Annotated in this window: 12 protein-coding genes; 5 read left to right on the top strand and 7 right to left on the bottom strand. The window is 45.9% G+C overall.

Annotation, left to right across the window (positions count from 1 at the left end; all coding sequences use genetic code 11):
- Positions 1–25: 25 nt before the first annotated feature.
- The 5 genes from FN124_RS09095 to FN124_RS09075 all read left to right on the top strand — a co-directional run bounded on the left by FN124_RS09095 (position 26) and on the right by FN124_RS09075 (position 6,605).
- Positions 26–1,381, top strand: coding sequence for a TolC family protein (locus FN124_RS09095; RefSeq protein WP_142684417.1), 1,356 nt, complete (start codon positions 26–28; stop codon positions 1,379–1,381).
- A 45-nt stretch (positions 1,382–1,426) separates the two neighbouring features.
- Complete coding sequence (locus tag FN124_RS09090) at positions 1,427–2,497, top strand: efflux RND transporter periplasmic adaptor subunit (RefSeq protein ID WP_142684416.1); 1,071 nt, start codon at positions 1,427–1,429, stop codon at positions 2,495–2,497.
- A 40-nt stretch (positions 2,498–2,537) separates the two neighbouring features.
- Positions 2,538–5,720 (top strand): efflux RND transporter permease subunit, encoded by a 3,183-nt coding sequence (locus tag FN124_RS09085; protein WP_142684415.1) that lies wholly within the window; start codon positions 2,538–2,540, stop codon positions 5,718–5,720.
- Between the two features lie 154 nt (positions 5,721–5,874).
- Positions 5,875–6,207 (top strand): hypothetical protein, encoded by a 333-nt coding sequence (locus tag FN124_RS09080; protein ID WP_142684414.1) that lies wholly within the window; start codon positions 5,875–5,877, stop codon positions 6,205–6,207.
- Between the two features lie 20 nt (positions 6,208–6,227).
- Entirely contained in the window at positions 6,228–6,605 is a 378-nt protein-coding gene (locus tag FN124_RS09075; protein ID WP_221887749.1) for a hypothetical protein, read from the top strand.
- Between the two features lie 42 nt (positions 6,606–6,647).
- On the opposite strand, the gene FN124_RS09070 is transcribed toward FN124_RS09075, so the two are convergent.
- The 7 genes from FN124_RS09070 to FN124_RS09040 all read right to left on the bottom strand — a co-directional run bounded on the left by FN124_RS09070 (position 6,648) and on the right by FN124_RS09040 (position 13,854).
- Complete coding sequence (locus tag FN124_RS09070; RefSeq protein WP_142684412.1) at positions 6,648–8,234, bottom strand: class I SAM-dependent methyltransferase; 1,587 nt, start codon at positions 8,232–8,234, stop codon at positions 6,648–6,650.
- Positions 8,235–8,355: 121 nt separating this feature from the next.
- Positions 8,356–9,771: a nicotinate phosphoribosyltransferase gene (locus FN124_RS09065; protein WP_142684411.1), complete on the bottom strand. Its 1,416-nt coding sequence runs from the start codon at positions 9,769–9,771 to the stop codon at positions 8,356–8,358.
- A gap of 17 nt (positions 9,772–9,788) precedes the next feature.
- Entirely contained in the window at positions 9,789–10,694 is a 906-nt protein-coding gene (locus tag FN124_RS09060) for a pantoate--beta-alanine ligase (RefSeq protein ID WP_142684410.1), read from the bottom strand.
- A gap of 252 nt (positions 10,695–10,946) precedes the next feature.
- Positions 10,947–11,633: an NUDIX hydrolase gene (locus tag FN124_RS09055; protein WP_142684409.1), complete on the bottom strand. Its 687-nt coding sequence runs from the start codon at positions 11,631–11,633 to the stop codon at positions 10,947–10,949.
- Positions 11,634–11,645: 12 nt separating this feature from the next.
- Positions 11,646–12,056, bottom strand: coding sequence for a hypothetical protein (locus FN124_RS09050; RefSeq protein WP_142684408.1), 411 nt, complete (start codon positions 12,054–12,056; stop codon positions 11,646–11,648).
- A 12-nt stretch (positions 12,057–12,068) separates the two neighbouring features.
- Complete coding sequence (locus FN124_RS09045) at positions 12,069–12,464, bottom strand: nuclear transport factor 2 family protein (RefSeq protein ID WP_142684407.1); 396 nt, start codon at positions 12,462–12,464, stop codon at positions 12,069–12,071.
- Positions 12,465–12,570: 106 nt separating this feature from the next.
- A complete protein-coding gene (locus FN124_RS09040) occupies positions 12,571–13,854 on the bottom strand; it encodes a M28 family peptidase (protein ID WP_185937136.1) in 1,284 nt (427 codons plus the stop codon).
- Positions 13,855–13,906 lie beyond the last annotated feature (52 nt).

Genomic DNA, 13,906 nt, shown 5'->3' with positions numbered 1-13,906 from the left:
ACTACTACGCTAACAGATTTATTTTATGAAGCGATTAAAGTTAACGCTTGTCCTCCTCATGGGGATAGGGGTATATAATGGCTATGCCCAAACGCAGCTAACCTTACAGGAAGCGCTGAAGTTTGCATTGAACAATAATAAACAACTGGCCAGAACCAAAATGGACGAAGAAATGGGCAAGTTCAAAACCCAGGAAGTCCGCTCCCAGGCGCTGCCTCAGCTGAATGGTAACGCCTCCTATACAGATAACCTGATGCTGCAGAAATCGCTCATCCCAGGTGCTGTATTTGGTAAGCCCGACAGCTCCATACTGGTGGCTTTTGGGGTAAAATATAATGCTACCGTTGGCGCAGAACTTAGTCAGCAGATCTTTAACCAGGCAGTGTTCACCGGCCTGAAAGCATCCAGGGCAGGAGAAGAATATTATAAGATACAAACAGAACAATCTGTTGAGAATGTGATCTACAATGTATCGCAGCTTTATTACCAGCTGCTGGTAACACAGGAAAAGATCATCACTATCAATAGTAATATCGAAAAGCTTACACAGCTGGTAAGCGCCACTAAATCTCAGTTTGATAATGGACTGGCAAAGAAAATTGACCTCGACCGCATCAAAGTGAACCTCATCAACAATATGACGCAACGCACGCAGTTGCTGAACCAATATGCCACGCAAACCAATAACCTGAAAAAGGTAATGGGTATGCCACTTCAATCTACTTTCCTGCTGCCGCCGGCATCCCTGAAAGACATTGAGGCCAAAGCCGCCGGCGTATTACAGTACGATGATATGAACCTTGCCAACAGAACGGAATACAGGTTACTGAAGAAACAGGAAGAGCTGCAGTTGTTCCAGAAGAAGGCTTACCAGGCGGAAAATTATCCATCATTGTCGCTGTTCGGAAGATATTCCTATAACGGGATGAGCCAGCAATGGGCCTTCTCAAAAGACCCTTCCAATTCTACCAGCTGGTTTGGTGCAGCAGCCATCGGCATATCCCTGAAAGTGCCCATCTTCGATGGTTTTGGCCGCCACTCCAAAGTAAGCCAGGCTAATGTAACCCTCCGTCAGCTGGGCAAACAACTGGAAGACACTGAGCTTACCCTCAACACAGATTACGAAAATGCCAAGCTGATGATCCGTAGCAATTTATCTACCATCACCACGCAAAAGGAAAATATGGACCTCGCCAACGAAGTGTATTATTCCACACAGAATAACTACAAGCTCGGACTGGCAGGTTTAACGGATCTGCTGAATGCAGAAACATCCCTGGCAGATGCACAAAACAGCTACAACGAAGCCCTGCTGCAGTACAAACTGGCAGAGCTGGAAATCATAAAAAGCAAAGGAAGTTTAAAAGAACTCCTAAACTAAACGTATAAACGAAAACAAGGATAGAACACACAAACTATTTTGCAGATGAAAAAGTTTATAATCTGGGGCCTGGTGACAATAGGTGCAGTAGTACTGATCATGTGGAAACTCAACGCCAATAAAAAAGCGAATGAGGCTAAAACAGAATTCGTAAAACAAAGCAATATCGGCGACATCCCTGTGCTGGTACAGAAAGTATCCCGCAACGATTTTTCCCAGGGATTCCTGGCCAACGGTAATTTCGCCCCGGTACGCGAACTGACGTACCTCGCGGAAACGGCCGGCCGTATTACCAAACTGCTGGTAGATGAAGGCAGCGTGGTAAGACAGGGCCAACCCATTGCCTATATTGATGGTCAGCTGCTCAACACCGACCTCGAATCTGCAAAAGCAAACCTCGATCAGCTGAAGGTAGACAAAGAAAGATATGAAAGTGCTTTCAAAACAGGAGGCGTTACCCAGAAACAGATGGATGATGCCCGCTTGCAATACGATATCGCAAAAACACGCTACGAGGCCGCCAGCCGCAGGGTAAGCGATACTTATGTGAAAGCTCCTATCTCCGGAATCATCAATAAGAAATATATAGAACAGGGCGCTTACCTTTCTGTAAGCAACAAAATGTTCGACATCGTAGATGTGTCCAGGCTGAAACTGGCGGTATCTGTACCGGAAGGACAAGTGGTAACACTCAAAAAAGGCCAGAAAGTACAGGTTACTTCCAATGTTTTCCCTGAAACACAATACGAAGGTACAATCACCTTTATAGCAGCAAAAGGTGATAACTCCCTCAACTACCCGGTAGAAATGGAAGTAAATAATATTGAAGGCAAAGATCTGAAAGCCGGTATGTACGGCACAGCGCACTTCGTGGATCCGAATGCTACCCAAACAATTTTCATTGCACGTACCGCATTTGTGGGCGGTGTAAACAGTAATACGGTATACGTAATGGAAGGCAATGTGGCAAAGAAACGTAAAGTGGTGGCCGGCCGTATTGTTGGCGACCAGGTGGAAATACGGGAAGGACTGAAAGAAGGAGAAACTGTGATCACCAACGGTCAGATCAACCTGACAGAAGGTGCGGCAGTAACGGTTCAGAATGATAAAAAGTAAGTAGGGAAATGTATCTGGTGTTTGACCAAATTTTTGCAACATGAAGATTACTGAAGTATCAATAAAACGACCTACGATCGTGGTGGTGGTGTTCACCATCCTCACCCTCCTGGGCGTGATGAGCTATAAATCGCTGAACTATGAGCTGCTGCCAAAGTTTAGTTCCCCAATGGTAACCATTTCTACGGTATACCCGGGCGCCTCCCCCAACGAGGTGGAAAGTACCATTACCAAGAAGATTGAAGATGCCGTAGCATCTATGGAAAAGATCAAAAAGATCATCTCCAAGTCTTCTGAAAGTCTTTCTGTTATTACAGTTGAGCTGAACAGTGATGCAGACGTGGACATTGCGCTGCAGGATGCGCAACGTAAGGTAAATGCTATACTGGCTGATCTGCCAGGCGATGCCAAACCGCCATCACTCAATAAATTCTCCCTGGATGACCTTCCCATCATGACACTGTCTGCCACCGCAAAAATGGACGACAGGCAGTTTTATGACCTGGTAGATAAAAAGTTGCAGCCCTTATTATCCCGGTTACCGGGCGTGGCCCAGGTTTCGCTGATAGGTGGCCAGGAACGCGAAATACAGGTAAACATAGATCCGAAGAAGCTGCAGGCTTTCAATTTATCTATCATGCAGGTGCGGCAGTTGATCACCAATGCCAACCTCGACTTCCCCACCGGTAAGGTGAAAACTGCCAACGAACAGATCCTGATCCGTTTGGCAGGTAAATATAAAAATGTTGACCAGCTGCGTAACCTGGTGCTGAAAACAACGGAAGATGGTACACAGGTACGGCTTGCGGATGTGGCGGATGTACAGGATGCCCAGAAAGATGCAGAACGTATTGCACGTGTAGATGGCGCGGGAGCGATCGCGTTGCAGGTGCAGAAACAAACGGACGCCAACGCGGTAACCGTGAGTGAGGAGATGAAGAAGACCATCAGCAAAATAGAAAAAGACTATGCGGCGAATGACCTGAAGATGACGGTGGTAAATGATTCCTCTGATTTTACACTGGAATCTGCCGACTCGGTTATACATGACCTTATCCTGGCGGTAGCCCTGGTGGCCGTTGTAATGTTGTTGTTCCTTCATAGCATCCGCAGTGCATTGTTTGTAATGATATCCATCCCCGCTTCCCTTGTTGCTACATTCATCGGGATGAAATTAATGGGCTTCTCGCTCAACCTCATGTCGCTGTTGGGCTTGTCGCTGGTGGTGGGTATTCTTGTGGATGACGCCATTGTGGTGCTTGAGAATATTTACCGGCACATGGAAATGGGTAAGAACCGTGTTCGTGCTGCCTTCGATGGGGTTAAAGAGATAGGCTTTACCGTTACCTCCATTACGTTGGTAATTGTGGTGGTGTTCCTGCCTATTTCATTAACCAATGAGCTGGTGTCAAAGATTGTTCGTGAGTTCTGTGTGGTGGTGATGATTTCAACGATGCTCAGTTTACTGTCGTCCTTTATGATTGTACCGCTGTTGTCGTCCCGTTTTGGCAAGCTGGAACATATCACCGGCAAGAACCTTTTTGAGAAATTCATTCTCTGGTTTGAGGCACAGCTGCAGAAATTCACCAACTGGATGACCGTGATCCTGAAGTGGGCGCTGGGTCATAAGAGGGTTACCATCGCGCTGGCGGTTGTTTTATTGATTGCCTCTTTTATGTTGATAGGCAAGGGCTACATTGGCGGTGAGTTTATCCCTAAGGGCGACCGCGGCCAGTTTATCGTGATGCTGGAAATGCCAAAAGATGCATCTGTAGAGCAAACCAACCTGGCTACCCGTACAGCAGAAAAATATCTTAATAAAAAGCAGGAAATCACCCGTTTGATCACCACGGTTGGGCAAACAAGTGAAGATGGTTTCGGTAACTCGCAGTCGACCGCTTATAAATCAGAAATTACTGTGATGCTGGTAGATCCTGAACACCGTGGGGATGCTTCAGATATTTATGCTGCCAAGATCAAGAAAGAACTGAAAGCCATTTTACCCGGAGTAAAAGTAAAAACTACAGACGTAAGTATCCTGGGTACTGCAGAGCGGGCGCCGGTAGAGCTGGTGGTGATGGGTACAGAGCTAGACAGCGTAATGAATTACGCCAAAAGGGCAATGGATACTCTCAAAACCATCAATGGGGCTACGGAAGTAAAATTGTCTGTAGAAGATGGTAATCCGGAAATTAATGTGCAGGTAGACAGGGATAAAATGGCTGCACTTGGCCTCACACTTGATGCCGTGGGTGGTACCATGCAAACGGCTTTCAGCGGTACTGCAGATGACTCCAAAGTTAAATTCCGTCAAGGTGATTATGAGTATGATATCAACATCCGTTTTGATGATTTCAACCGTAAGAACCTCGAAGATGTTTCCAATATACAGTTCATTAATGATAAAGGGCAGCTGATCAAGTTGTCGCAGTTTGCTGCAATCACAGAAGGCTCCGGCCCCAGTCACCTGGAAAGAAGGGATAAGAATACTTCTGTATCTGTACAGGCGCAGGTAATGGGTCGTCCATCCGGTACGGTTACACAGGAGTTTGCAGATAAGCTGGCAAAAATGGATAAGCCTGCCGGCATCAGCTACCTGTTTGGTGGGGATGCCGAAAACCAGGGTGATTCATTTGGTACAATGGGTGCGGCATTACTGATCTCTATCGTGCTGGTATATCTTATCATGGTGGCGTTATATGATAACTACATTTATCCTTTCGTGGTATTGTTCTCCATTCCGCTGGCCATCATTGGTGCATTACTGGCACTGGCGCTCACCAACAATACACTGAACATCTTTACCATATTGGGTATGATCATGCTGATAGGTCTGGTGGCAAAGAATGCGATCATGTTGGTAGACTTTGCCAACCAGATGAAGGAGCAGGGACAAAGTACTTACCAGGCACTGATCCATGCCAACCATGCACGTTTGCGCCCTATCCTGATGACCACTATTGCGATGGTAATTGGTATGTTGCCAATTGCGTTGGCAACAGGTGGTGTGGCTTCTACCAAAAATGGGTTGGCGTGGGTGATCATCGGTGGCCTTATGAGTTCCATGTTCCTCACCCTGATCGTGGTACCGGTGGTATATATGATTATGGATATGGGTATGGCCAAGCTTGGAATTGGTAAATTATCTGCCAAACGTTATATCAGGCAACGTATGGTGGCTTCTTATGAAGAAGTGCCTTTAAATGAAATTCATTCGAATTAAGATATGTTACTAACAGTGTAACAGTTGTAGGTTTAGGTAATAGCCGGAGTAGTCATACTCCGGCTTTCTTTTTCTTTGATATTAACAAGAAATTCTTTCCTTTTCACATTCCTGCATATTTTTCTGCGGATTATATTTGCAGCAAATACTCTTTATGAGAAACTATGTTCCCCTGTTAATATTACTGTTGACTCCTCTTTTTATTCATGCCCGGCAAACGTTTAACGGATTAACCCTTCCGGAAAGTGCAGTTGCTTATAATGGTGGTTATTTCGTATCGGGTATTGGCGCTAAACTGGCGCCGGTTAAGGATGGGGATGGTGTTATTTCTCATATAGGCAGTGATGGGAAACTGGTGTTAAACTATTTTGAAGATACACTTCATGCTCCTTCGGGCTTGCAGCTTATGAATAACATACTCTATGTGGCTGATCTTGACCATTTGAAAGGATATGATGTTGTAACGAAGAAAAGGTATTTGATTTAGATCTTGAAGGAAAAGAAGGAATGCTTAACGATGTATGCCGTGTGAATGACAGCTTATTGCTGACAACGGATTCATTTAAAGGGCATGTATTGATGGTGAATATTTTTACCGGCACTTATACTGTGCTGAAAGGGAATATGGCTGTGCCAAACGGGGTTTGCTATGATGCGGCCGCTGACAAAGTATACGTGTGTGCAATGGGCCCCAATTATGACGGAACTGGCAAGGTATACGCTAAAAAGCATGTATATGATCTCAACAAAAAACAATATACCACGATCAATACGCAACGTGCCCCGGCAGATATTGCCCTGGATGCAAAACAGCAGGTATTGCTGATGCCGCAGATGCTGGATAACCAGCTGAAAATAATTCCACTGAAAGAGTATGGATTATGAGAGGTACCGGGAAGCGATTTACAGCCACTCCCCGGTGACAGATCATTTTCTTGCTAAAAGCAGCATATGCGAAACAGGAAAAGGGACAGGTAAGGGTACACCATTTTTGCACGGGCGCATCAATTGTACCTTACCTTCCAGCCTGTTATTTACAATCCATTCATTACGCCAGGTAGTAGAGAGGTTATCCAACCGAAGGCCGGCTTCTTCGAGAGCAGTTTTCCAGTCTTCGTAATTCCAGAAGCAAAATGTTTCATGCATTTCACTCAGCCAGTTATCATGATAATCTTTTTTGAAAAGAAATTCACATGCATTTTGCATGGATAATTGCGCATAGGTTTGACCTTCAATAGTTACCCATTCATACGGCAGCTGAAACCCTTCGTGATGGCGGAAATCTTTCGCAAATTGTTTAAACAGCGCCATAGTAGACAGTCTCCCCAGCCATGCGGCCAGTTCCTGCGTAGTGGCATTTTCGGGTAAGGTTAGATCATTTTCCCCATCGGCTTCGTTGAGCCAGAGGAGGATAATTTCTTCTTTGTTTTCCGGGCCTACAACATCGCGGTTAATCCAGACGCCGCCGGGTACCAGTTCATTATAACGGTTGTGTATAAACGTAAGCAGGTCTTCCCTGCTGCCATATGATTCAATTTCATGGGTAAGCGAGGAGGTATGAATGGTATTCATGCTGCCTGCTTCAAATACGAGGCTGGTCACTGCATTTTTTTGTGAGAAGAACACCGATGGGTTGGCGAATTCACCATTGTGTTTTCTTTGAAGACAGATATCATACAGGTGCCGGGATACTTCAATCCCGTAGAAGTCGCATTCATGCAGGCGATCATCCCCGCAGGCCATTTTAATCCACGAACCCACCGCACAACCGATATCACCTATATTGCCGGGTTGTATGTAAGGCGCTGTTTCCCGGTATTTCTGCACCGCGATGTCGTCCATTTGTTTTACGTATACATTGTAATCACGGGTGGCAGTTAGATCGCCGTCGGCCCCGATGATGGGGTCTTTCAGGATTTGCTGCACCTTCTCTCCTACATTGTAGAGCGACCATATTTTAAAAGATGCCGGGTGCATCTGGTCGAGAACAGTTTTATTTTTGCGCCAGTCGCCGGCTTGCGCTACCAGTTTTACCACGTCCCATGGCATGGGCTGTGTAAATTGCCTGCTTACCGGGTCCCACTCTGCCGGCAATATGGTGAAGCCATGCTTTATGTACATGTCTTTAACGGCGGTGGAGCAAATAACCAGGGTATTGGCAGGGGTAATAGAGTGAATGCCTTCACTGGAATGCCGTATTGTTTTTACTGTATATTCCGTGAAGTCACTGATCACTCCTACATCGTCGATCCCGTATACATATACCGGAACATCCAGGGAGTTGGAAAATTCCTGGATAATCATAGCCCGGAGATAGAATGGTACAGGGTTTCGTTTGGTGCCCAGGTGATTGGCGGAGGTAACTGCGAAAATCACGCCTTCTATATCCTGTGTGGCTAACGGTTGGCCATATACGTCTTTTTCGCCTTCCAGTTTGCATTTGATCAGGCGGTTCAGGTATTTGAACTGAAAATCTGTGAGCAGGTGATGCCGGCCGGGTATGAGTAAATACATGGCATGAAGTTAAGGAATGCGTTGATTTTTTGTATACAGGTTAACCAAAAATAACAGAGGGTGTATCGTAGATCAGACACACCCTCTCTGAGGTAACATGGTTGGAAGAAATAAGAATAATTTACAGAGCTGCTGTTTTCCTAACCTCCTCGAAAGTGTAGTTAAGCGTTACTTCACCATTTTCGAATACGGTATGCAGAAGATCGGCGGATGCCGGGGCTTCTCCTTCGGTTACAGTTTTAAATGTGTTATTATCTTTTATAAGCCTGAGTTTTCCGGCTTTGGATTTTTTGAAAGAAGTACGCAAATGGCCGGTGGCATCCAGTTCTACAGGCATTTTTTGTACGTTGATGGATTTTCCGTTTACAATAGCGTATGCGCATTTGAGAGCAAATTCCTGCGTATCGCGGTTTACGCGTTGCAGCAAGGCGCCACCCATGCCCAATACCAGGTTTTCCGCGCTGATGCCGGCCTGCTTTAATGCTTCGAATATGCCGGGAATTGAGGAATAGCTGATGCCGTCGCCCTGGATCACCCGTACCTGTGGAGGCAGTACTCTATATCCCTTTTCGTTGACAGTGTAACCGAATTTGTCCATGAGGATGGTAAAGATGCGGAGCAGGGTTTGTACCGGATCTCCGCTGTCGGGGCGGATCACCAGGGTACCGTCTCTTTTCAGGATCTGTTCTTTTAAAGCAGTGCCCCAATATTCTTCACAGGCTCTGAAAATATTGTAGGAGTCTGATACGCAGGCAATGGTACCGGTAGGATAACTATCCAGTATGTGTTTGAATATTTCCAGTTCTCCTTCTTCCCCGAGGAGCGTAACTACAGAATGTTCTGTGGCGGGGATAGATAAGCCCGGGGCCGCAGGCGCATTGTAATATTTTTTTGCAAATACGGAACCTGGAATAGTATCGCTGCCGGCAAAGCTTACCAGATGGGCACTTCCGCCGATACCGGCGCTTTCCACGGAGCTGGCGCCACGGAAGCCAAAGTCGTTCAGCACAAAGTCGATGCCCGCAAAAGCCTCAGCACTGGCAGTTTCGTCATAATATTTCCTTACCACTTTTTTTATTTCCCTGGATACGGAAGCTACGGTGCATGGGTACCATACCTGCATAAGTAATGTTTCAAGGAAGTTAGTGAGCCAGAAACATTCAGGGTCGGTATTTTCGATGGTCATCAGCACATTTCGTACAGGCACAACCGTACCTTCTGCTACTGCTTTGATGCGCACCGGAAGTTTACCTCCGTATTTATCAATAATATATTCAAAGCGGCTGCGGTCAAATACATCTTTCCTGCCAAACACCTCTGTAAGTATGGTTTCGGCCTCGTCCAGCTTTTCTTTTGTGAATACTACTCCGCTCAGGTATTCTTTTAAGAAATATTGCAGGCCATAAAAAACGGTTTCATCAAATTTGCCGCCCCGGCTTTCCAGGTAGGAGTATATAAATTGAGTGCCGGGAACATATAATTTATGGTGGGAATATTTATAAGCATCGGCCAGGAGGATAAGATTTTCCTTTGTCATGTCTCAATATTTTAGTCTTAGTCAATATATTTTTCAGTCAGTTTTGCCAGTAAGGGAATATGGGTATCATTGATTTCTCCTTTGGCAATTAAATTGGGTATATCTGTCACCGTTACCCAGCGTACTTCCTGCAGGTCGTCGCCAGCGGCGGGCTCGCCATACAGCAGGTCGGTGCTGAACAGGGTGGTAATAATTTTATTCACTTCGCTGCGGTAGCGCCAGTCGTTTACTCTTAGGGAAGCTACGTATTGCATAGGACCTGTTTCCACGGCGCCGCATTCTTCCCGCAATTCCCTGGCGGCGGCCATTTCAAAGTTATCGTCTGTTGGATCGGAAAACCCGCCGGGCAGGCGCCATACATTTTCATTGGGTTTGCGGCCCAGCAGCAGTTCAGTTTTGTTATTCCTGAAAAGTGCGATATCTACAGTAGCATATACGGAAGGAAAAAGATTATAGGTATTGTAGATGATACCGGCACGGAATTCTTCTGTATCAAACACCTTATCGGATATAGCTTCCCGCATGGCAGTAGCGTTATAGTCCTGTACCGGAGGAAGGGCCTCAGTTTTAAATTTGCCGGAATAGGTGTCCATAAAACTGTTGCGGCTGCCGTACAATAAGAAAGTTTCATGGGGAAAATTACTGTGAAGCAGTTCATCCAGTTTTTGTGACCATATGACATCACTTTTCTGATCGCTCAGCGGGAGCACAATGATTTCGGGGAACTGTTGTTTGATCATCCGTTCGCGGGTATAATAATCCAGTGGATTTTTGCGGCTGCCCCGTACAGGACTAACGCCAAGTACAATGATCACACGGTTGTGCTTTTGTTTCACCTGGCGGATGAGCTCCAGATGCCCTTCGTGGAGGGACGGTGTCTGGAACCTGGCGATAATAACTCCTGTGGGCTTTGTGTTTTGCATGTTGAGCTATTTTGTGTAATTGTTACACAAATATAGAAACCCTTTTCGGATTTCCAAAATATTTCTTGTAAAAAATACACAAAATAGAAAGCCGACTTGTGATCAGGTGCTAAAACACTGTCACTACTGATGCGTTTACAATTATATCTTATGCTGATGGCTTGCGAAGAGGTTCTAAAACACTGTAACCAGCCGCGTTCCATAATATGGTTATTGTGCCGGGCTGCCTCAATGGTTCTGCAACATATGCATCTATATCTCAAATGTCATTCCTTCTTTCTTCAGTTTAAAATACCGGGCCTCATCGAAGCTGAAAAGTTTGGCTGGTCTCCCCTGTGATACCTGTTTTTGCTTTTCGTTATGTGCAATCAGTATTCCCAGGTGATTGATCTTCTTCTGGAAGTTACGGCGGTCGATGGGCCTGTCAAGCAGCGTTTCGTAGAGTTTTTCCAGGTCGGCGATGGGGAATTTGTTATCCAGCAGTTCAAATCCGATAGGTTCATAGCGGATCTTACTGCGGAGGCGCTGTACGGCAATATCTATAATAGTTGCATGATCAAAGGCCAGCGTTGGCAGGTTTTTGATATTGAACCATTTGGCGTCTTCTGCATCAGAACTGGCGGCGAGTTTGAAATTAGTTGGATTTACCAGCCCGAAGTATGCGATAGACACTACCCTTCCCCGCGGATCGCGGCCGGGCAGACCAAAGGTATACAGTTGTTCGAGGTAGTTGATATTTACACCGGCTTCGGTAAGCAGTTCACGGGTAACGGCTTCTTCCAGCGCTTCTTCATCCAGCACAAATCCGCCAGGCAGTGCCCAGCTGTGCAGGTAGGGCTCTATGGTGCGCTTGATCAGCAGTACCACAATGCCTTCTTTTGGAATATATCCAAATACGACTGCATCTACAGTTAGTCTGATGTTTTGTATGATCGGCAAACTCTTATAGGATTATTTTGCTTGAATGTAATGTTCCAGTTGGGCGGTGCCTTTGTGCAAATTTACGAACAAAGGATTTTTCAGCGGGTCAAAAACAATGATGGTGCTTCGCTCCCAGATATCCTGTGGCACAGGCAGCTCAATGATCACTTCCTGGCCGTTTGCGCGGCGGAAAAGCAGGCTGTCCTTGCCGGCCATATGTCTTTTGTACTGATGCTGGTCGAGGTAATCGGTCAGCTCTTTTCTCAGCTGCAGCACGGAATCGGTCAGCGGGTTGGAGACTGGTTTGAATTCGCGGTACACGTAGCATTTTTCAGTTATAACATCGTAGGCCGATCTGTCGGTGTTGCGTTCGTCATTACGGGTATGGTTACACGCAAACAATAACAGGGGAATACCCAGGAGTGATAATATTTTTTTCATGATCTCATAGCTTTAATGTTCGTAACAATCATAGTTGCGCTGGCGGTAAATTTTCCCGTCGCGGAATTCTATGATAGTGCAAATGAATGCTTTCATTATTTGTCCCCGGCGGAACTGTCCTGCATCTACACCTATTTCCCCGGTCCATTTAGCTTCTACTACCAGGGTATTCCCTGATTCCACCACTTTCAGCACGCTGAAATGCTGTGCTTTCAAAATTATTTTATTCGTAGCCATGCTTTCCAGCATGATGTCAAAGTTCCGTTGTTTAATTTCATTCGAGAGCTGGTTTGGGTATTCAGTCTGAATAATATTTGGATGAAAAATCCTGGCAAATTCAACGGGATCTGCTGAAAAGCTTTCCAGCAGCTGGAAATACCGGTATATAAGCGCCAGTTTCTCTTCCATTTAAAGGGATAAATTGAAATTTTGCGAATTACGTATTTATGCGAAAATATACATTTCGTACTTATATGTAAACCGCAAATTTTGAAGTGGTCTTAATCCGGGTACCTCATTGAATGCTGCTGAATGCAAGTTTGTCTTTATTATTTGTTTTGTCGATGATGTTATACACCAGTTTCAGCACATGTAGTGTGCCGTCGTAATTTACTTTATCTGCGGAGGCGGGAGTGTTTTTACAGAAGTAGAGTACCGGTATATTTTTTTTGTAGAAAGATGCGTGATCAGAGTTGCTGATACCACTGGAGTCATATACCAGTGGCAGCTCTTTGGTAGCGGCCTGCTGGATGATGGCTGACCACCCCGGGGAAGTACCGGTACCGCCGATCTGCAGTGCCGTACCCGGGCTCAGGGTACCAATGCGATCCATATTGATCATGTAGTTCACCTGTGAAAGGTCTACCTTACTATGGGAGGCGAAATAAGAGGAACCAGACAGGCCCTGTTCTTTTCCTGAAAAGGCAATAATGATATAGTTGTTGTTATGGAGACGGGAATTCTTCAGCAAGCGGGCTATTTCCAGCATGGCAGCGGTTCCGCTAGCATTGTCTTCGGTTTTATCGGTGGCGTCCCAGCCGTGGTAGTCGTAATGAGCGCCGATCACGATGGTCCTGGGCGCTTTGTTATTGATATAGCCGATCACGTTGGTACCGTTGCGCTGAATATTTTTAAAGGCTATCTGCATCTGGATAGGGAATCCATCGGCATCATCTGCTCCCAGTTTTTTACTGATATCGGCATTCACCCAAACCGCTGGTATGCCTGTAGCTTTGAGCCGCTGGTCCAGCCATTTCATTACTTCGGCGGCGGTTTCTTTACCATTATAAAATACCACGCCGGTAGCGCCGGCTTTCTCGGCGATCTGTGTTTGTTGCAGGTACTGCGCTACCATGCTTTTGCGGTTATCCGTATCCAGTTCTGCCACATTGATCAGCCAGATGTTATCCGGCTCATTAACTCCCGGAATAGCCTCTCCCCTGGCTGTTTTGCCGGCACTAAAGGGAAGTGGCACAAATTGCCTGCCCGCTTCCAGTTTATTTCCGCCAATGGTCATCTGGCAATCGGCCGATGGCTCACGGGTCTCTTTCACGGTAAATGCCTGTAAAAAGCCATCTTCACCCATAGGCGTTAAACCTATTTGCTGCATTTGTTCAGAAAGATAGGTAGCGGCCAGCCGTTCGCCGGGAGCGCCTGTGCTGCGGCCTTCCAGCTTATCGCTGCTCAGGTAACTGATATGCGCTTGCAGGTTTCCAAGTGTTTTACGGTCTTCCTTTTTCTGTCCATAAATGCAGGTGGTTACAACTACCAATGGTAACAGCCAGGTTATCTTTTTCACAGCGAATCTGTTTTTGGGTGTTGATGCAAAATTACGGATTACAGAACAGCTA

Origin of the sequence: Chitinophaga polysaccharea, from assembly GCF_902150045.1 — a bacterium.
GTDB classification, from domain to species: domain Bacteria; phylum Bacteroidota; class Bacteroidia; order Chitinophagales; family Chitinophagaceae; genus Chitinophaga; species Chitinophaga polysaccharea_A.
This window is presented reverse-complemented; position numbering and strand designations above follow the sequence as displayed.